At 52.0% G+C, this 20,926-nt stretch carries 13 protein-coding genes; 2 read left to right on the top strand and 11 right to left on the bottom strand.

Annotated elements, in window-relative coordinates:
• Positions 1-4: 4 nt before the first annotated feature.
• The 11 genes from P2W70_RS22135 to gap form a co-directional block, all read right to left on the bottom strand.
• Positions 5-265, bottom strand: a complete 261-nt coding sequence (locus tag P2W70_RS22135; protein WP_276483712.1) for a hypothetical protein — start codon at positions 263-265, stop codon at positions 5-7.
• Between the two features lie 163 nt (positions 266-428).
• Positions 429-1,373: a hypothetical protein gene (locus P2W70_RS22130; RefSeq protein ID WP_276483711.1), complete on the bottom strand. Its 945-nt coding sequence runs from the start codon at positions 1,371-1,373 to the stop codon at positions 429-431.
• A 40-nt stretch (positions 1,374-1,413) separates the two neighbouring features.
• The gene (locus P2W70_RS22125; protein WP_276483710.1) at positions 1,414-3,267 is read right to left on the bottom strand and encodes a RagB/SusD family nutrient uptake outer membrane protein; all 1,854 of its coding nucleotides are present in this window, start codon (positions 3,265-3,267) and stop codon (positions 1,414-1,416) included.
• 15 nt (positions 3,268-3,282) lie between these two features.
• Positions 3,283-6,456, bottom strand: coding sequence for a SusC/RagA family TonB-linked outer membrane protein (locus tag P2W70_RS22120; RefSeq protein WP_276483709.1), 3,174 nt, complete (start codon positions 6,454-6,456; stop codon positions 3,283-3,285).
• Between the two features lie 81 nt (positions 6,457-6,537).
• Positions 6,538-9,672 carry a T9SS type A sorting domain-containing protein gene (locus tag P2W70_RS22115; RefSeq protein ID WP_276483708.1) on the bottom strand — a complete coding sequence of 1,045 codons (3,135 nt, stop codon included), beginning with the start codon at positions 9,670-9,672 and terminating at the stop codon, positions 6,538-6,540.
• 192 nt (positions 9,673-9,864) lie between these two features.
• Complete coding sequence (locus P2W70_RS22110; protein ID WP_276483707.1) at positions 9,865-11,688, bottom strand: RagB/SusD family nutrient uptake outer membrane protein; 1,824 nt, start codon at positions 11,686-11,688, stop codon at positions 9,865-9,867.
• Positions 11,689-11,706: 18 nt separating this feature from the next.
• Positions 11,707-15,108, bottom strand: a complete 3,402-nt coding sequence (locus P2W70_RS22105) for a SusC/RagA family TonB-linked outer membrane protein (RefSeq protein WP_276483706.1) — start codon at positions 15,106-15,108, stop codon at positions 11,707-11,709.
• A gap of 123 nt (positions 15,109-15,231) precedes the next feature.
• Positions 15,232-16,452, bottom strand: a complete 1,221-nt coding sequence (locus P2W70_RS22100) for a FecR domain-containing protein (protein ID WP_276483705.1) — start codon at positions 16,450-16,452, stop codon at positions 15,232-15,234.
• 183 nt (positions 16,453-16,635) lie between these two features.
• Complete coding sequence (locus tag P2W70_RS22095) at positions 16,636-17,187, bottom strand: RNA polymerase sigma factor (RefSeq protein ID WP_276483704.1); 552 nt, start codon at positions 17,185-17,187, stop codon at positions 16,636-16,638.
• Positions 17,188-17,494: 307 nt separating this feature from the next.
• Positions 17,495-17,713, bottom strand: coding sequence for a helix-turn-helix domain-containing protein (locus P2W70_RS22090; RefSeq protein ID WP_276483703.1), 219 nt, complete (start codon positions 17,711-17,713; stop codon positions 17,495-17,497).
• Positions 17,714-17,757: 44 nt separating this feature from the next.
• Positions 17,758-18,741 carry a type I glyceraldehyde-3-phosphate dehydrogenase gene (gene gap, locus P2W70_RS22085; RefSeq protein ID WP_338119858.1) on the bottom strand — a complete coding sequence of 328 codons (984 nt, stop codon included), beginning with the start codon at positions 18,739-18,741 and terminating at the stop codon, positions 17,758-17,760.
• 246 nt (positions 18,742-18,987) lie between these two features.
• Between gap and P2W70_RS22080 the strand changes: the two genes are divergently transcribed.
• Together P2W70_RS22080 and P2W70_RS22075 are read left to right on the top strand one after the other, a co-directional pair.
• On the top strand, positions 18,988-20,028 hold the full coding sequence (locus P2W70_RS22080) for a DUF4421 family protein (protein ID WP_276483702.1): 1,041 nt from the start codon (positions 18,988-18,990) through the stop codon (positions 20,026-20,028).
• 44 nt (positions 20,029-20,072) lie between these two features.
• Complete coding sequence (locus P2W70_RS22075) at positions 20,073-20,921, top strand: hypothetical protein (RefSeq protein ID WP_276483701.1); 849 nt, start codon at positions 20,073-20,075, stop codon at positions 20,919-20,921.
• Positions 20,922-20,926: the final 5 nt, after the last annotated feature.

Here is a 20,926-nt window from a genome sequence, read left to right as displayed (position 1 = left end):
GTTACTACTGCATAGATGGTTTGCGCAAGCGGCTTGTCCTGCACCTGGTTGATGGCTGCAATACGGCCTGCAATGAATCGGTTTCTGCACTGAGCGATTTGGCCTGTTGGCCGGCGGAAAGGGAATCCGATACCACCAGCGATTGCTTCAACTGTAAATAGCTGGCTACCATTTCGTCGGTGCCACGCGTGGACAGGGGAGTAGTGCGCGGGGAGAATGCGCAACAGACGGTGATGACGCCCAATACGATCAATAGCTGTTTCATATACGAGTTGTTGACGTCCGGTGGGGCTGATTGTTTATGTACAACAGGCGAGCAGGGGGATCGTACCGGCCCGCCTGCAGCTTTTTTTGCCCTATCTCCACGGTACCAATAAAAAAGGCGCAGTAGACACTGCGCCTTGAGCTAACTGTTACTGTTCGGATGATTACAAAACGACTTTATAACTGAAGTTCACGTAAGCTTCATCATTGAAGTTGGAGGTGGTCGCGTTGATCAGCAAGGCGCCATATTTACCCTCCGGTGTTTTAAAGTAAAACAAGGATCCTGCACCATAACCCGTGCTGATATGGGTGAGGTTGATGGTCTTTTTCTTCGCTTCTGTCTCCAGGGCCACGCCTGACTTGAACCCGTTGAAGGTCGCTGTGCCACTGGTGGTGGCAGCAGAAAACAACGTACCGCGTTTGGTCCAGCTGCTGATATCATAGGGGGTAAATGGATTGGGCGTGGTGGCCGGTGTATACAATCCATTCATCCAACCCGTGAATGCACCGGTTGTCGGGTTGTAAACGGGTTTGCGGTAAATACCGAAATCGATATCGGCCGAAATAGCCGTAGCATCCCCGTAGTTGTAAGCAGCGCCCTTACTGAGTGAGAAAAAGGAGGCCATCTTTTTAGTAGCTGTATCGGGGAAATATACGTTCCGGTTGGTCACATACTTGAAGTCGGATTTGATCTCCAGTACGATCTGTTTTTCACCATCCCCCAGGTATACGCCATCCTTGTCCAGCGCCCACACCCGGTAAGTAGTGGTACCCACACCCTGGTCGGCCTTGATGGTAATGGCGTCTGAATAGGAGCGGCGTTTGTCAGCATCGTTAATGGGGATGCGGATGCCGGGCGTGCCCTGGCCAGCCCGCCAGATACACACCATGTACATGTCTTTATTGGGTGACTTGATGGTGAAGTCGATCACCAGTTCGTCGTTGGGATTCACCTGGTTGAACTCTTTGGCAGCATTGGTTTTTTCGCCATGCAGGTCGAGGGTCACGTCAAACATGTTGAACACGTTCTGCGCGTCCTTCTTGCAGGATACCAGCAAACCGCAGCAGGCGATCACCATAGCCAATGTCCTGATAATATAGTGTCTCATAAAAAGCGTCATTTGAATGCAAGAATTTTTTTAAGGGGCACTAGTTGAGCGGATCAAACGTGCCGCCATCCCAGCCAATCGTTTGCTCCAGCAACGGGCTCGAGTTCATGAATTGGTTGGAGAGCCCAAAGAAATAATAATACTGCGGCATCGCGAATGGCCCGTTGTTGGCAATGGTCACCGTTGGGATAGGATACTTGAAGAAAGCTTTGACAGAAGCCTTGTTGGTCATATCCAGCGTGTCACGGTTCATTTTGCCACCGAGGTTGGGGTTGACGGTCTCCAGGAATTTTCGCTTGGCATCGTCGATCACCGAGATCTGGTAGGTGGCGAGTGTGCCGGTCAGCTCATGCATCTTGCGGGTTCTGCGTAGGTCATCGTTGCGCTTGCCTTCAAAAGCAAATTCCACCATGCGCTCATTGGCGAGTAACGCGCGCATCTGGTCTTTGTCATTGGCCAGGGCCAATCCATAATCCAGGCTGCCTTCGATAATGCCGGCACGTTTGCGGATATCGCGTACCAGTGACTTGGCCATAGCCAGGTCGCCGGTCTCATTGGCCGTTTCGGCGTAGTTCAGCATCACCTCGGCAAAGCGCAGCTCGATCCAGTCCATGCCGCTGCCACCGATATCGCTCGCCACACGTACCTGGCCAAAAGGCAGGTTGGGGCTGGAGAAACGTTTACAGTAAAATGAGCGGTTACCCGATTCGTTGATGGCATTTACATACGTCCACTGGCGGCGGGTCGCATTGCCACTCAGCGGCCATACGCTGCCATTGTAGGCGATGGTGGCCTCAAAGCGGGGATCGCGGTTCAGCCAGAACATTTCAGGGTCATAAGCGGTGTTGGAGGCCACCGCTGGCTGGCCATCCTTCATCAGGTAGGCATCGATCATGCGAGTGGTAGCATAGTACCAGTCGTTGACCTGCCCGTTCTCAGAAGCTGGCCGGCTGCGGGCTTCCACACCATGGCCCCGCTTTTCCACCTTATCCGAATAAGAACGTACGATGATCGCTTCGGTATTGGCAGGACCTTCAACCTGGAAGATCTTGCCATAGTCGGGCATCAGCGCATGGCCGGCATCCTTACAAGCCTGGTAGGCTGCTTTGTTGGCCTCGTGGGCCGTTTGCCACCGGGCCGCGTCATTGCCGGGATTGAATTGCGCACTGGCCCAAAACAACAGGGCTTTCGCTTTCAGGGCCATCACACCCACTTTGTTGAGTTTGCCACGTTCGGTAGCATCTGCCCATTTCACGCCTTCCAGCATCACGATGGCGGAGTCATAATCTTTGATGATCTGCTCCATCATCACCTTGGCTTTCACCCGGCCACCCACGGTCAGGTTACCCGGACTCTGTGGCTCCAATACCAGCGGCATGCCACCATAGGTTTTGGTAAGGCCAAAATAGCTCATGGCACGGAGGCCATAAAACTGTCCGAGTATACGCTTCTTGTTGGCCTCGGGAATGGTCTTGCTCTTGGGCAGGTTGACGATCGCCGTATTGCAACGCGCGATATCAAAGTACTTGTTATCGCCCGGATTGGTGCCCTGGTACTTGCCGCCCAGCCAGCGGGCATCATTGGCCACCAGTGCGCCATTGAAGTTGAACAGTTTCTGGATATTGGCTTCCGTAGCAGAGGCCCAGTTCTCATCACTGCCCATGTGGATGTTGAAATTGTTGGCCGTGTAATTGTAAAAGAACTCCGGCATCACCACATGGTAGGTTTCATTCAGGTAGTACTGAATAGCGCCCTCTGTTTCCCAGATCTGCGCATCGAGACCTTCGCGGTTACGCAACATCAGGAAGTCTTCCGTCTTCTTGCAACCGGCGAAGAGACCGGCGGTGGTAAGACCAGCCAGTATGTATAGCGAAATAGATAGTTTCTTTTTCATTGTCAGCAATTTTACTTAGAAGCCCATGCTGATACCGACCGATACGGTCCGCAGCGTGGGGTAATCGAAGATGTAGTTGGAATAAGGGTCTTTGTACTTGAGCGGATTTTTCAGTACCCACAGGTTATTGCCGGTAGCAAGAATGCGGGCATTGCTCATGCCTACTTTCTTCGTCAGCTTCTCCGGAATATTGTACACGATGGTCATATCGTTTACCCGGATGGTGGTGCCGTCAACCGCCCAGAAATCAGATTCCCAGCCGGCAACGATCGAAGCGTCGTCATGACGGGGAAACTTGCCATTGGGGTTCTCCGGTGTCCAGCGATCGGTCCAGAAAGTAGGTACATTGGTGGTGGCCGTAGGGCGCAGCCTGCGGGCCTTGCTGTCGTAAAATTGTTTGCCACCAAATACAGCACCGATATTCATATTCATCGCCAGCGATTTGTAGCTGAGGGTAAATTGAATGCCGGTCGCGAAAGGAGGATCGGTCCGGTCAAACATGATCGTCTTGTCCTTGTCGGTGATCACCCCGTCGCCATTGATGTCCTTGAAATACAACCAGCCTGGTTGTGGTACCTTGGTGGCGATGGTGTAGTTAGGATACTTGGCCAGGTAAGCGTCTACTTCTTCCTGCGTACGGAACATACCTTCCGTGATCAGCCCCACATTGCTGCCATTGTATTTGCGCGGATCGGTACCCATAAATACGAGCCAGTCTTCCGCTTGCTTATCCCACAGCAGGTAGGGGTTGTAGTAGGTCTTGCTGATGACCGAATTGCCAAAGCCGAAGTTCATGCTGGCTTTGAAGGTCAGGTCGCGGGTAAAATGCGCCTGGTAGCCAATCGAGAACTCCGAACCCCAGGAATAGCGCTCCATATAGTTGACCACCGGGGCTGAGAAGCCAGCGTACATCGGGTAGTTGTTGTCGCCACCCTTGTCGAAGGCGTCGTAGTTGAAATTCTGGAATACATCGATGCCCAGGCTCAGCTTGTTGTTGAACAGCGAGATGTCGGCTCCTACGTTGAGGGTGCGTTTCTTTTCCCAGGTAATATCGGGGTTGGGAATACGCTCCGCCTTCAAACCGGGCACCAGTGTTTCGTTATACATATAGGCGGTGGTATTCACCTTGTACCACTCCTGCCACAGTCGTTTGTCTACACGATCATCACCCGTCCAGCCGAAGTTGGTGCGCAATTTAAAGTAAGTGACCATGGGCAACAGGTCGCGGAAGAAGTTCTCTTCGCTCACGATCCAGCCCAGACCCACACTGGGGAAGATGCCCCAGATATTGCCGGTAGCAAAATTGGAGGAGGCGTCGAAGCGGGTGATGCCTTCGAGCGTGTACTTGCCATCGAAATTATAACTCATGCGGCTGAAGAAAGAACGCCGGGTAGATTCAGTGATAGCTTTGTCTTTCACGGTTGGGGTCTGTCCAAATGCCCAGAAATCATCGATCAGCGGCAGTTCCTGGTTAAACCATTGTACCCCCAGGTCTTCGCTATTGGATACGGCTTGTTCGCCACCAGCGATGAAGTTGATGCTGTGACGGCCAAAAGTGCGGTTGTACTGTAAGGTCAAGGTCGCCTGGTAACTGTTGCTGTTGCTCAGTTTGCGGCCCAGCAATTGGTTGTTGCCCTGCAATACATTCACTACGGGGTTCAGGTCTGTGAGGGTGTCGGTATACAGTTGCAGGTTGTTGCCAAAGCGTTTGAAATTGTAGATCTGGTAATTGGGGCGGTATTCATCACCATCGCTGGCGCCACCGGCCTGCGATACCTGCAAACGTGCCGTGAATCCTTTCAGTACGCCGGTTTCCGGAGCGTACGAGAGGGCTGCGTTAATACGGTAGTTCTTGCTTTTCGTCGACTGGTAGAAGCCCGACTCGATCTGCCCATCGGGGTGGGTATTCATATTGCCATTGTTGTTGACAAACTTGTCGCCGATCTTATAAGGCACCCAGCGTGGTATCTGGATGATCTTTTCCAGGAACTCCTGGTCATTCTCATTCAATCCATTCTTACTGTTCTTGACGTTGTGGTCTACGCTGAAGTTGATGTCGGCTTTGATGGCAGAGCCGATCTTAGCGGTCATACCACTACGGAAACTGTATTTGTCTACCTTCATCGAAGCGTAGTTGGCATTCTCATTCTGATAACTGCCACCCACGAAGAAAGTAATCTTGTCGCTACCACCCGAAAGGCTCAGGTTGTGACGTTGCGTGATCGCCGGGCGCCAGATTTCATCGAACCAGCTCTTGTAATTGAGCCCTTTGATGTATTCCAGGTCTGCTTCGGAAAAGAACAGGTTATAGGGAACATTGTTGATCTTGTAAGTGTCGTTCATCAGCACGGCATGGTCATAAGCAGACAACATCTCCGGCTTGCGGGTAGCATCCGTATGACCCACATACCCATTGTAGTTAATCCTGGGGGCGCCTGCCTTGCCACGTTTGGTGGTGATCAGTACCACGCCTTTGGCTCCTGCTGCACCATAGATGGCGGCAGAGGCATCTTTGAGGATCGTGATCTCATCCACCATCGAAGGGTCGAGCGCATCGAAATCGCTTTTGCCCACAATGATGTTGTCGATCACATACAACGGCTGGTTGGTGGCCCCCACATCGGTAGCTGCAGCCGATACCGAGGCGTTACGCACGTTGAGGGTAATGCCTGCACCGGGACGGCCCGAAGCAGCGCTCACACCCAGACCGGCGATACGGCCACGCAAGGTGCCCGCAATATTCGGCGCAGGGATATCCTGGATATCCTTGGCGTTGATGGTGGCCACCGCACCCGTGGTCTGCGATCTTTTCTGGGTGCCATAGCCTACCACGACCACGTCGTTCATGTTGCCACCGAGGGAAGCCAGTTTGGCCGTGATCATCGTTTTGCCGGTGATGTCGACAGTCATGTCGAGCATGCCGACAAACGATACCGACAGCGTGGTGCTGCCTTCCGGTATTTTGATGCTGAAGGTGCCATCCTCTTTCGTGATAGCAGTTATTTTGGTGCCTTTGACGGCCACCGTGGCCCCGGCCAGCGGGGTGTCTTTGTCATCCGTCACCTTGCCCGTCACCATCTTCTCGGCCTGCTGAAACCAGTGCCGGTGATTGGTGCCGTACGCAAAGCCGGGAATCGGAGCAGCAGCCATGCCTATGGCCACTGTCATTGCAATCATCCGTTTTCTCATACGCGAATCATTAAAGTGTTAGCTACGTTTAGATGTTCTTTATAGGTTCTTACAGAAACAACATGGTTGAATAGGCCAGGACTATTTGGTGACGATCAGTTGCGTCGATAGCTCCTCTCCGCCGACCACCGCGATCTTCAATACATACACCCCTTTGTTCACTACCTGGATCGTTGTGACGTTACCATTTTGTAGCCTGGTCGCCGATACCGGTTTGCCATCTACGGTAAACAACCTCGCTACCAATTGCTGGCGGGTCGATGGGGCGGCTATATGAAAGCGCCCCTCGTTGGGAGTTGGCCATACCTTGAAAGCACGGTTGGTGCCTTTCACCGTGGCAATAGGTGAGGAGCTGCTGCGGCCGTCAAGATCCTTTTGCACCAGCCGGTACCAGGTGGTAGAGACGGCATCGTTGTTGTCGGTGAGCGTATAGTCGAGTTGGTGGCTACTATTGCCGTCTGCTGCTTTTGACTTCACCGTCGCAATCGTGGTAAACGGACCAGCCGCACTGAAGGCACGCAGTACGTCGAAATGACTGTTGTTGTTTTCCTGGGCGGTCGACCAATTCAGGGCCACCGTGGCGGGGTTCTCGCGGTTGGCTTTGAACGAGAGCAGCCTCACCGGCAACGCAGCCAGTGTTGCATTGACCTCCAGGTTCACCGTACGCTGCATCGAGCTGCCATCCGCATCGGTCACCGTAAAGGTGAAGGAGGCCAGCCCATCGGCAGCTGGGGTAAATATTACCCGGGTAATAGCAGCCGTACCCGTAGATCCGTTGGTGCCATTGGTGCTGTTGTCACTACTGGTAGTGGTCAGCATAGCACTGCCATTGGTGATCTTGGATAACACAAAATTGGGGGCATTGGTAAAGCCGCTGGCCAGCGTCGCGAGGTCTATTTCAATGGGCGACCCAGGGGCTATGAAGTAATGGACCCCGCCGATCCATTCCAGGTAGTCTTCCAATTGTGTATAGCCATCGCGATCGGTATCGTTGTTGGCATCGGAAAAATCATTGGGCGCTGAGTTGGGATTGAAGCCGCGCTCACGTTCCCACCAATCGGGCAGGCCATCGAGGTCCGAATCATAATCTGCAGCCCGCTTGACTTCAGGGTAATCTTCCCAGCCACCCGCATCGGTATGGGAGTCGATCAGGCCGGGTGTTCCTTTGTAGCTGCCGCGGTAAGTGAAGGTGCTGTCGCGGGTTTCACGAACGATGCGCTTGTCGTGGTCGTCAAACACCGGTTGGTTGGCGCCCACATTCGATAGTACACGCTTATACGCTTCCCGGGCCGATTGTGTCTTTACATACGACTCGAAGAAAGGCGTATTGACCCAGGTTTCCCAGTTCACGATCGCATTGTTGGTGATGACGATACGTTTACCCGCATCCTGGTTGTTCTCGTCAAAGCGGCCAGTCATGACATTGCCGGCTACATAATAAGATTGTGTACCCAGCCCTACACCTTCATGGTTCGCGGTAAGCGCGTAGAAGTGGCGGGTGGCAGGGCCTGGTTTGTAATAGTTGTTGACGAAGTTGACCTGGTACGATCCGCCATCCGTCGTACGGCCGCCCCAGTTATACACGACATTGTTGCGGATGTCCAGTTTGCCGGAGTAGTAAGCCAGCCCATCGAGCGCGCCGGCCATACTCCAGTTGCGGCCTTCGTTGTGGGCCAGCAAATTGTGGTGGAAGCTGCCCAGATAACCACCGATCGTAGCTGCATAACCATGCGCAGTACCGGCCGGATAGTTCTGGTGGTTCGCGATATTCAGCGCCTCCGAGATCAAGGTTCTTTGCAGCGTGATATTCTTGGCACCACGTGAACTGAAGGCTTCATCGATCGTCCAGCTGATGGAGCTGTTGTCGATGATGCAATGATCGCCCTGCATGCCCATGCCATCATAGGTGGGGCCCGATCCCAATCGTACCCGCATATGACGAATGATGAGGTCATTGCCACCCGAACCGAAAGGCGCCGAACGGATACAGATGCCTTTGCCGGGAGCCGATTGCCCCGCGATGGTAATATTGTTTTGACTGACGACCAGTCTTGATTTGAGCGTGATGATGCCTGATACGGCAAACAGGATCGTGCGCGGACCAATATTGTTGGTGACGGCTTCCCGCAAACTGCCGGGTCCGGCATCGTTCAGGTTCGTGACATAGACTACCTTGCCGCCTCGTCCGCCGTGGGCAAAACGGCCATAGCCTTCTGCATCGCGGAACGCCAGTTGTCGGGGTTGATAATACCACACATTGCCCTTGGTGACATAACCATTGGCATCCACCTGGTCTACCCGCCAGTAATACGTGTCCATGCTGTATTGGTTACCCGCAGCCAGGGTGGTATTTGCCTGATGTCCTTTGTACAACGGAGAGCTATGGGTCGCGTTCTCTACAGAGGCTGAATCGAAACCGTAATACACTTCGCTGGCCACCGTGCCTGGCGCATTGGTCCAGCTGAGGGTGATTTGGCCGGCATCGGCATCGGTATGGCGGTCTCCCTGGGCAGGATAAGGTTGCCTGGCTTGGTACACGGCATTCGGCGTATTCAGTTCAATGGCATTGATAATCACATTGCGGAAACTAGGCCCAGCCAGCGTGTCGGCTGCAAACAGCAACACCACATCCTGCCCGGGCACGGCATCGGCAAATAAATAAGTGGTCGGCACTTCCGATTTCAGGAATTTGCGCACGGATGCTTTCAGACCCGTCACTTCTTTTACCCCATTCACATACACATCCATCGGACTGATGTTCGCATCCAGCAGGTTGTCGACCTGGTTGTGGTAGGTCATGATGCTATGACGGCCAGTGGGCAGACCACTGATGCGTACTTCGATCTGCGCGCCCTCATTGCCATCCTGCACGCGGATACCATCGCAGGTAAGGCGGGCAAAATTGGGAGTGATGATCCCGTTCTTAAACCAGTTGGACGACAACTTGGTCCCACGACCACCCTTGCGGATAAATGTTATTTTGAGGCCTGCGATTGGGTTCAGCACGAGCGTAGCAGTATCGACCGTGTTGGAGGGTACTTCAAAAGGGGTGTAACCCACTTCATTGGTCTCGGCCAGTGGCCGGCCGGTTTGGTTGATGTCGACTTTATAAACGGGTTGTTGCGCCAGCAATCCCGATAGGGGAGCGGTTGTCAACAGGCATAGCAGTGCCCTGGTACGAATAGTACGAAAGGAAGGTGAAAAATGGCCTGGCATAAGCGTTAGTGATAATTGGTTTGGTCAAATATTATAATGGCAACCGGGCACGGATCAACGGTTTGAAAAGGGAAGGGGTAGAAACCCCCTCCGTAACTAGATATTTGCTATATGAAGTCTGAACGCTTACAATAAGTCCGCTCAGTCATTCACGGAGTTGGGGTTGTTCATAGGATTCATCGTTGTTGGTTTTTAATAGTTTGGATTTTGGTAATACACACCGCCTTCCTGGAGGGTATTCAGGAAGGTGGGTGGTATTGGACGTACAGTATGCGTATTGTCGTTGAAGAACTGACCCACATCCGGATTCGTTGCCATCAAATGTGCCTTGGTCAGTTTCTTCGTTCGTTTCAGGTCATAAAAGCGTACATATTCACCACAAAGCTCCCGGGCACGTTCATCGAGCACAGTCTGTACCGTGACGGCACCACTGAAGGCAGTTGCACCTGCACGGGTCCTGATCTTGTTGAGGTAACTGGCAGCACCCGATCCACCGTTGGCATACACATCGGCCTCTGCGGCGATCAGGTATACCTCCGACATGCGCATCATGAACGTCGCATTCAGGTTGCCATAACGGTTACTGGAGGCGTTGTTGATGTAGTAGTTGCTGCTGTTGTGTTTCATCAGCGAAGGATACAGCCCCCAGAAGGGGTTGGAGGTAAGGGTGCCCCCGCCATCCAGTGGCCGGTTCACGCGGTTGTACTGCATGTTCACCGCGCCGGTGCTCGTATTGTACAGGTCGTTGAAGTCAACCACAATATGCTTCTGGTCCAGCTTGGTGGCTATTTTAGTGGCGTAGTTTACATCATTGGGATGGAGGATGTCGATGGCCAGGTCGCCGGCCGATAACTTCGTGGTATTGTTGATCGTCGTACCGCGATCCCAGATCTTCAGCGCTGCATCGGTCCAGGTCCAGCTCGCCCGGTTGGCCGTCCAGGACGTTTGAAATGATTTGTGGTAGCGCGGATCCAGTGTGCCATCGGGCTGCACGAACAAATTGATCATATAAGCCGTAGGCATAAACTGGCCGCCGGAACGTCGGCCCCAGGTCGTGTAGTCCGCACCTGCCTGTTGCATAGCGCCAAAGTCGGTCACTACACCGTAGAACAATTCATTGTTCATATTCATGAACCAGGCATTGTTGCTCACACCGCCTACCACAAAGCGATGCGCCCATAGTGCTTCCTTATTGGCGAGGTTGTTGTTCTCGGCAAACACTTCATCGAAGGTGGGGTAAAGGAAGGTGTTGTATTTTGCTCCACCACCCTCACAATCGGCGATCAGTTCCTTCGCCGTTTCCAGGGCCTTGCCGGCAAACCCCTTCGTGTCATCATATTCTACGGTTTGGAGATAGGCACGTGCCAGGAAACCCAGCGCAGACTTGCGCGAAGGTTTGGTGATGCCATTGTTGATGGGTAACCACTTGGCGGCAAACTCCAGGTCGGGAATGATCGATGTCTTATAGATCTCCAGTGGCGCCGTACGGGTAGGACGCAGGTCTACCGTGGTAGCCGGTTCTGTCGTCAGCGTCACACCGCCAAATTGCTCCACCAGGTTGTAGTAATACATGGCACGCAGAAAATACGCTTCCGATACCATCGCATTTCTTTCCTCTTCTGTTTTGAAAGGTGCTTTGGTGGCGTGGAAAATAGCCAGGTTGCAGGAGCCGATACCATCGTAACACACATTCCAGACTGTTTGACCCACATTCGGCGGCAATATACCACCAGCCCCGTATTTAAAGAATTGCGAAAAAGAAACGGCATTCTTCTGGTAATTCCACAGGTCGGTACCTGCCTCACAAAACATCATCCATTGGTTGTACCCATACAACTGGCGTTCCATTCCGAAATAACAGTTGTTGACCAGGTTTCGGTAACCTTGCAGGGTAGAGGAAGTAGCAGATTCAATCGTGAAACCCGAAGGGTTGTATTCTTTCAGTGAACAGGAACCCAGCAGCATGCCTGCCAGTAGCGTACCTGTTAACGTTGTTTTATTAAGTAGCGAGCTCATCTTGTAGTGTTGTTGGATTTAAAAAGTGATGTTGAGGCCGATCACATAAGTGGCAAAAAGTGGGAAACTGTCGGATCCATTGGTTTCCGGGTCTGTACCTTTCAGCGCTTTGTCCTTTACCCATACCAGTGGGTTGTACGCCGTAGCATACAGACGTCCCTTGTTCATGAAGGCACGTTTCAGCCAGGTAGGGGGCAGTGAATAACCCAGGGTGATCGTTTTTAGTTTAATAAAAGAGCCGTCAACATAACGAAGCCCTTCAATGCCTGTGTAGTTGGCAATACCTGGACGGGGATAGTAAGCGCCCTGGTTTTCCGGTGTCCAGTAATCGATGCCCGTGGGTTGCCCTTCATCTTCTCCGGTATACCAGCCCATCAGCGAGCTGTTGATCACCTGGCCCCAGCGGATCATGGTGAATACACCCAGGTCCCAGTTCTTATAGGTCAGGTTGTTGTTGATGCCCAACAACCATTTGGGGTTGGAAGAGCCGAGGATCATACGGTCGGTGGTGGAATAAGCATGGATGCCTTTATCACTCACACCATTCGCGTCAAACTTCTCGATGGTTTGCACTTTCACATAACCGGGTTGAGCGCCGTATAGCTTGGCTTGTTCTTCTTCGGCACCAGACCAGATGCCCAGGTATTTGTAATCGAAATGGGTATTGATGGGGTGGCCTTCAAACAACTTGGAAGCGACTACGTCGCCATCGGGCAGGTCCACGATCTTTTCTTCATTGCGCGTAAAGGAGAATGCGCTGGTCCATTCCAGGTCCGATTGCACAATATTGCGCGTGCGCAAGGTGATCTCCCATCCTTTGTTACGGGTTTCGCCGATATTCTGCCAGGTGCTGAGCGGCGAGCCCCAGGCGGTAATGGCAGAAGTAACCGGCAGGGTACGTTTGAAAAGCAAACCTTTGGTCCGCGTATCGTAGATGTCGAATGCCAATTCGATACGGCGATCCAGCACTGCGATGTCGGCACCGATATTCAGGTTATGACTGCGTTCCCAGGTGATCGTGGGGTTGGAGTAAGTACCGGCTAGTTGCAGGTTAGGCACCAACTGACCGTCGAGAGAGATGACCTGGTAGGTATACGCCTGCGTTTGAGAAGAATAAGCCGACATACCACCCGCGTTGCCGGTGATGCCATAACCGCCGCGGATCTTGAAGTCATTCAGCCAGTCGCGTGTCGTTTCCATAAAGTCTTCATCCGAAATGCGCCAGGCCACCGACCCTGCCGGGAAGCTGCTCCACTTATGGCCTTCGGCCAGGTGCGATACCCCATCCCAGCGATTGGTCAGCGATAGCAGGTATTTACCCCGGAAATTATAATTCAATCTGCCTGCAAACGACATACGTTGACGCTGATCATAAGCGGAAGCAATACCCGTTTTCTGGGTGCCGTTGCCGATATTGTAGAACAGGTAATAGTCCAGTCCCTGGCCCTGCCCGAGTAAAGTGCTGTTATCGCCTGCACCAAATGCCCAGGAAGTAATGCCTGTTACGGTCAGCTGGTGATCGTGCGCGATCGTCTTGTTGTACGTGGCCACATTCTCCCAGGTATAGCCATAGCCATTGCTATTGTAGATAGAGGCGAGCGGAGCTGCATAGCCCGATACGACATTCGATACCGCCCCTTTACCCCAGTACTTGCCCTGGCGGGAATAGTCGAGCGTGCCACCCGCGGTAGAGCGAAGCGTGAATCCCCGGAAGGGAGCGATCTCGGTATAGGCAATCAGGTTCACATACGTACTGCGGGTATTGTCGGCAAACTGGTCGGGCAGCTGATCGCCCAATGGCGTAGCCTCTCCCTGAATAAACTCCGGTTTCACGTTGCCGGCTGAATCATACGCATCACCCAGCGGAAAAGCGGCCAGGGCCTTGGTGAAGATATTCTTCGCGCGGGCATTCCGTACCGTATGCGTCACGTTGAGGTTGGCGCCAAACTTGAGCCAGTCGGCCGCCTTATGGTCGATGTTGAGACGGGCAGCCAGGCGGTTCTGGTTCTCATTACTCAGCAGGCCCGACTCTTTCGTGTACAAGAACGAGGTATAGATCTGCGTTTTGTCGCTACCGCCCGAGAAGGAAATATTGTATTTCTGCTGAGTAGCGGCATTGTCTGTAATGAGGCCCACCCAGTCGATCCATTTGCCCTGGTTGTAAGCGTCCAGCACCGTAGCATTGGTGAAGATCTGCGAAATATCCTGGGGGTACTCGCCGATGCGGGTACGGTAATGTTCCCGGCGGTACTTGATGTATTCGTCACCCGTCATGCTGTGGAAGAAATGCGGCGTGCCGCTGAAACCATAAAAAGCATCAACATTGAACGTAGATTTGTTGGCCTTGCCCTTCTTAGTGGTAATGATCACTACACCATTGGAGCCGGCAGAGCCATAGAGGGCCGTAGAAGAAGCATCTTTCAGGATGTCGATGGTGGCAATATCGGACGGGTTGATCTGTGAATAGCTCGATTGGATACCGTCTACAATGAACAACGGACCATTATCCCCAAAAATAGATCGGGTACCGCGCAGCAGGATGTCGACGTTGGTGCCCACAGCGCCGGAAGTACGCATGATGTCCATGCCGGCCACCTTACCCTGCAGGGCTTCCATCACGTTGTTGACAGGGGTGGCGGTGATGTCACCTTCTTTGATAGAGACGACGGCGCCCGTCAGGTCTTTCTTTTTAGCAGTACCATACGCAATGAATACTGTCTCCTGCAGTTCGCTGATATTGGGTTGCAGGGTAACGGCCAGTACCAGGTTCTCACCTTCGGTAACTTGCAGCAAACCTGCCTGGGTCGCTTTAATGCTGGTGGCAGCAAGTCCTTTACTACCCGCGCGCACCAGTACTTCCATGGTTTCGTAGCCCACGTTTGAAATTTCGATAACGGCATTCTCAGTGACACCGGTCAATGTAAACTGCCCATCCTGGTTGGTGACCGTACCCCTGGACGTTCCTTTGATACGTACAGACACCGAGGCAACGGGTTTGCCATCCTTGTCTACGATGCGGCCGGATACAGCTCCCGCAGGTGTTTCTGCGCGGGGCGTGACGATGCGTACCACAGGTGGGGCTATCTTTTCAGAAAGTATGATGGTTTTGTCATCTATGCGAAAACCGATCGGCTGGTCAAGTAGCAACGCCAACAGGAAATCGGACAATGGCATAGCACGCGCCGTCACGGTGACGGGCCTCGTGCCTTCCAGCAATTGTTGATTGTAAAACACGCTGAAGCCCGTCTGATCTTTGATCGCGGAAAAGACTTGCTTCAAAGGCACCTGCCGGCCCGTGTAAGTAATGGTCTGCGCGTTTCCGCTTGCAGCAACACCCAGGGAGGCGACCATACAGAACAATAAAATAAGTTTCATCTTGAACAACGGCATACAGTGATCGTTGGCCAAACAGCCAGGCATAAGCCCGGAAGTTTGGGAGTTAGTAAAAAAGTGACGATAAACGGTTATGGATGATGATTGGATAAGTAGGTTGGATAGTACTTCATATAGCTTTGTTTTAGGTTTATGTACAATCGTTGAACATCAGGGGAGGATCGAGATCCGCCTGCCATCTAGTTTGAAATGAACTTTTGACTCTTCCAGCGCCTGCAACACCCCCGATAGCTGCATACCCCGGCTCATCTCTCCCTGGAAATGAATGATCGGGGTGCCTTGCGGGTATACCGGCTCCAGGTCGTACCAGCGGGCCAGTTGATCCATTACGGCCGGCAGCGATGCGTTGTCGAAATTGAAAAAGCCCCGGCGCCAGGCCATCACCCGGTCAAGGTCGACGGTAGCAGTGCTTATTTGTGTAGCCCCGGGTACTACCTGTGCCTGTTGACCAGGTTGTAATACGACCGGTGTGCTGGTGAGTGTTTGACTGATCCGCACGCTGCCTTCCAGTAAGGTAGTTTCGGCGATGGCGGTATAGGCATTGACGTTGAAATGGGTACCCAATACTTCCACGGAACTGAAATGACCATCCGCCGTTTTAACATGTACCACGAAGGGCAGTTTGTGGCTGGTGATGGGATGCGTCTGCGCAGCCACTTCGAAATAGACTTCCCCGGTAATAAATACCTCCCGGCGATCCGCCGCAAAGCTGGTGGGGAAACGGATCGAGCTGAAGGAGTTGAGCCAGGCTGCCGTACCATCCGGCAACAGGATCTTGAACTCCCGGCCTTTGGGCGTACGCAAAGTATTAAAGACCGGTTCCGATGATGTACCCTCGGACCGGTAAGCCAGTTGACCATTTTCAAGCGCAGCAGCGACACCTTGTTGATGGGCGATCACGCCGGGGCGTAAGCTGTCGAGTACCAGTGTGGTTCCATCACTGAGCATGAGTAGGGCGCCGGGTTTACCGGGTACTACTACCGCGGGAGGTGGTAGTGGCAACTTGGCCGTTGCTGTACGGGTGTTATGCAGGTGAAGCGTCGCTAGCCAGCCACTGACGGATAACAGCAACAGGATCGCTGCCGCCAGGGACCATTTTTTATACATGAGTAAACGGTATGCTGCGGGAGGAGGAGCGACTTGTTGCAGTATGTATTGAAAGTGCAGGTCCTTGTCGGCATTCCGCTGCGAGAACTGTTCCATCTTCCTGTGCAGCAGGTCGCTGTTCGTCAGCTCTTCATATTTTGACTGGTTTTCGGGTGATGCTTTTATCCAGGTAGCCAGCAACTGCTGCTCCTCGGGGGAGAGCGGCGCAAAGGTAGATTTCATGATGACTACCAGCGTGGCTGTATCGGGATGAAGCATTTTCATATGCAGGTGTTACTAAAAACAATCGCTATTGAGATATACAACCGGTGGCTTCCTTTTAACCACAACCAGTGTTACTTTTTACGAAATAAATGGCCAGATGGACAATCGATCATATTAGTACGATAGGGTGCGGTAGCTGTCCTGATCTATCCTGCTAATGCCGGATGATCAGCGCTACGTTTGTCAGATCAATAATAATTCGGGTTGAAGTTTTTTACGGATATAAGCAATGGCGCGCGCATTCTGGTTGCGCACCGTCTGAATATTCAATTGCAGGTTGGCGGCAATATCCTGGTAACTCAATCGGTCCTTGTACAACAGGTCGAAAATGCGTTTGCATTCGCCGGGCAAACCTTCGGCGATCTCGAAGATCATATCGAGCGCGGCGGTTTCCACCAGTTCTGCGTGGATGTATGCGTCTGATAATTCGATGGTGTCGATATAGTCTTGCAGGTTTCTTTCCTGGCGTTTCGTTTGCTTGAGGTAATTGAGACATTGATTCTTGACACCCTCGAAAAGGTAACCCTTCAAATGGTCAATGCTGGAAAATCTTACTGAAGACTGGAAGGTTTTGACAAAGACGTCGACGACGGAGGCGGAAGCTGCCTGACGGTTGGCCGTCAGCTTTTCGGCGAAGTAGCAGAGCGGGCCATAGAACAAGCTGTACACTTCTTCTAAAGCTTTGGTGTCCCTTTGCTGGAACCGGGATAATATTTCCGCATGCAGGTATGGCAACCGTCAGTTAGTTATGGCTTTGCAGTCAATAACGATCACCAGATACATTCCGGAGAAGAGCTCTTTTTTCACACAGTCAGGCAATCACCGCGGCTCAGAAAAGTATAGGGTGAATCGCGTGGTCAAATTACGCTGGGAGTGTGCCAGTAGAAAATGCCATATTTCACCTAAAAGATGGATTATTTTCCTATTTCGGGGAGAGCCGGGCATGGCCGGATTTACGCAAACGTTCCCGGAACAATGCAGCCAGAAAAGGAGGGTGGTGACAGGCTCTCAACTGTCCTGAACTGTTCGGTTCGCAGTCCGGTCAGTTGCCCATCGACGGTTCCTGTTCCAGGGAGGTTCTGAAGCTGTTGCGGTAAAACTTGGGAGTGATCTTTAAATACCGCAGAAATACACGCCGCATATATACCATACCACCGAGTCCACATTTGAGCGCAATCTGTTTCAACCCCAGATCGGTCTCCGACAAAAAACGATGGGCAGCATCTAGGCGCATCTTTTCCAGGTATTTCGCTGGCGTCATGCCATGGGATGCATTTCTACAAATCTATGCCGGGCAACCGGCTTTTAGAGTTGACTCACCAGTTCGGAGATGCGGTTAGAGATGCCCATCTCATTGTCATACCACGCTACGACCTTGACGGTCTGCCCAATAACGCGGGTCAGCTTGCCATCTACGATAGAAGAATGGGTATTGCCCAATATGTCGGCCGATACCAATGGTTCTTCCGTGTATTCGAGAACACCTTGTAAAGGGCCGTCCGCATAGGTCCGGAACAACTGGTTCAGGGCCTCCACGGTGACCGGCTTATGCAGATTGACGGTAATGTCGGCGATCGATCCATCGATCACCGGTACGCGGTAACTGAAACCATCCATCTTGCCTTTCAGATTGGGCAATACATCCCCGATGGCTTTTGCTGCGCCGGTCGTCGTGGGGATAATAGAGTGGGTGGCTGCCCGTGCCCGGCGCAGGTCGCGGTGGGGTGCATCCTGCAATTGCTGGTCGGCAGTAAACGCATGTACCGTACTCATGAAGCCGCTTTCGATGCCAAACTCCCGGTCAAGGATGTACAACACGGGTGCAATGCCGCCTGTCGTACAGGACGCGGTAGAGTAAATATTGTCGTCACCTTTGATCAGTTCGTTGTTGATGCCATGTACGATCGTCTTCACACCACCGGTCGCTGGTGCCGTGATCAATACTTTGCCGGCACCGGCCGCGATATGGGCTTCCGCCTTGGCGCGTTCCGTAAACCGCCCGGTCGACTCGATCACCACATCGATGCCCAGCGCCTTCCAGGGCAATTGAAGGGGATCCTTCTCCGACAGGAATTGAATGGCCCTACCATTCACCACCAAATGGCCCGCTTCCTGCTGCACGGTGCCGGGAAATTTTCCATGGGCACTGTCGTATTTTAATAGATGAGCGAGCGTCTCCAGGTCGGTGAGGTCGTTGACCGCCACAACCTGTACATCCGTCTTGTTTTGAAAAGCCCTGAGTGTCATCCGTCCGATACGGCCAAATCCGTTGATAGCTACCTTCTTCATAATAATTTTTTATTTCCACCTAAAGGTAGCCAACAGCCAGGCTGTCGGTTAGGACATAAAATGTACTATTTCGGCCAAGGTTTGTATAAATTACAGGGCTTGGTTTTTATAGTATTACTGCTATAAATTGTTGGTGATGACAGGGCGAGAAAGGCCGTGTTTAATAGATTGTCATGGAATTGGGGATAATTTAAACTTAACGCATTAAAAATAGGGGTAGAAAGCAATAAGTATTTAATTTACAATATGAACTACTGCGGCCTCATCCTTTTTATGTTTTTTGGCAACAACGCGCTGGGGCAATCGGGCCCGGCAGATACGTTGCAGCCACAAAACAGACCATCGAAGATCGAAAGGATGGAACCATTCATGACCTTCAAACTCACCCAAAGCTCCGACGCAGAAAAATTGGGCGTTACTACCCCCACCTCCAACATTCGGTTAAGTCCCAATGCCGCCAGCAATACCCGCCTGGGGTTTACGTATCGATTTATAGATATAGGAGTCAGTTTTGTACCCAGGTTTCTGCCCGCCAATAACGACGACCAAGAAAAGGGGAAGACGACCAGCACGGGATTGTCTGCCAGTTTTGTATTCCGTCACTGGTTACAGGAATTGGCGTACAAGCGAACCAAAGGCTTCTACCTCGAAAATACAGGCGATTTCGATCCCACCTGGTCACCCGGCAAACCCTATATACAAATCCCCGACCTGGTATTCACGCAATACAAAGGCGCCACCGCTTATAACTTCAATCCGCAGTTTTCTGTCAGTGCCGTGGCATTTCAGTCCGAACGGCAGTTGAAAAGCGCCGGCAGTTTTATTCCACAGTTGCTGTATCGCTATTATATCACCGACGACCAATCGGAGATCAGCCCCAATGGCTTTACCCAAAAGTCAAAGAACCTCGAGTTGTTATTGGGCGCAGGATATCACTATACGCTCGTCGTGGCCCGGCAATGGTATGCCTCTCTGGGGCTCACACCCAACCTTGGTTACCTCCACAGCAATATTGTATCACGCTCCAGCACTGAAACTTTAAAAGGTAAGCAGGATAACCTGTTATTCCGCTTTGATGGAAGGGCAGGAATTGGCTACAATGGTCCCCGCTTTTTTGCCGGTGCATACCTTAACTGGCAGAATGCGAGTTACCGTCAACAGCATACCAGCGCAGGTACAAGGGACGATTATGCGATCTTTCATATTTCCGCGGGGTATCGTCTGCGGGCACCCAAATGGATGGAAGAAGGGTTTAATAACCTTACCCGTAAGGTCGGAATACCATGAAATCTGTAACTTTATTAATACGTCCTTTTAACAAACTGAAAATTATGAAAAAGCTCCTTTCTTTTTTCCTGATGTTGACTGTATCCCTTTGTGCGTGGGCACAACCAGCTAAGAATGATGTGATCCTGAAACTTAACGGTGAAGAACTGACCGGCAAAGTGTTAAAGATCAATGACGCAGAAGTCGAATTTTCCTACGCGGGTGAAACCCTGGTCTACAACATCAAGAAATCGGATATTCTTAAGATCACTTATTCAAGTGGCCGCATAGAAGTATATAATAAGCCAGCCCTGCCTTCGGAATCAAAAAGCCAACCGGCTCCGGGCAATACCCCTGCCAGTGGACCTGGTTTGGGCGATCACCACAACAAGGTGGCCATTCTCCCTTTCAGTTTTATACGTGATGGCCAGGCGGCGGATGAAGCCATCAGCGAGCAGGTACAAAATGAGACCTTCTCCTTTATGAGTAAACACGCTGGGATATTTGAGGTCCTCAATCCACGTACAACCAATGCGCTGCTGATCAAAGGAGGCGTTAATAAGGAATCGATCAAAGGATTTACGATGGACGATATTTGTAATATCCTGGGTGTTGAATATGTAGTAGAAGGAACGGTCACGATGAATAAAACTACCCAGACAACCTACCAGTCCAACTCCGGCTCCAGCACCCGAAAAGAGGACGACAAGGATGACAAGCAGAAAAAAACATACAATAATTATTCCTACGGTACGGCTACGCAGAATTATTCGACCAACCTCAACCTGAATATTTACAACGATAAAGGAACCACGGTATACACGCAGGATAGGACATCTTTCTGGAATACACAGGACGCTTACAAAAACACCCTGGAGTACCTGCTGAAGCGTTCGCCGTTGTATACAAAATAACATCC

Source organism: Paraflavitalea pollutisoli, from assembly GCF_029360705.1.
In the GTDB taxonomy this organism is placed as follows: Bacteria; Bacteroidota; Bacteroidia; order Chitinophagales; family Chitinophagaceae; genus Paraflavitalea; species Paraflavitalea pollutisoli.
The sequence above is the reverse complement of the archived record's forward strand: the minus strand, read 5'-3'. Positions and strand labels throughout refer to the sequence as shown.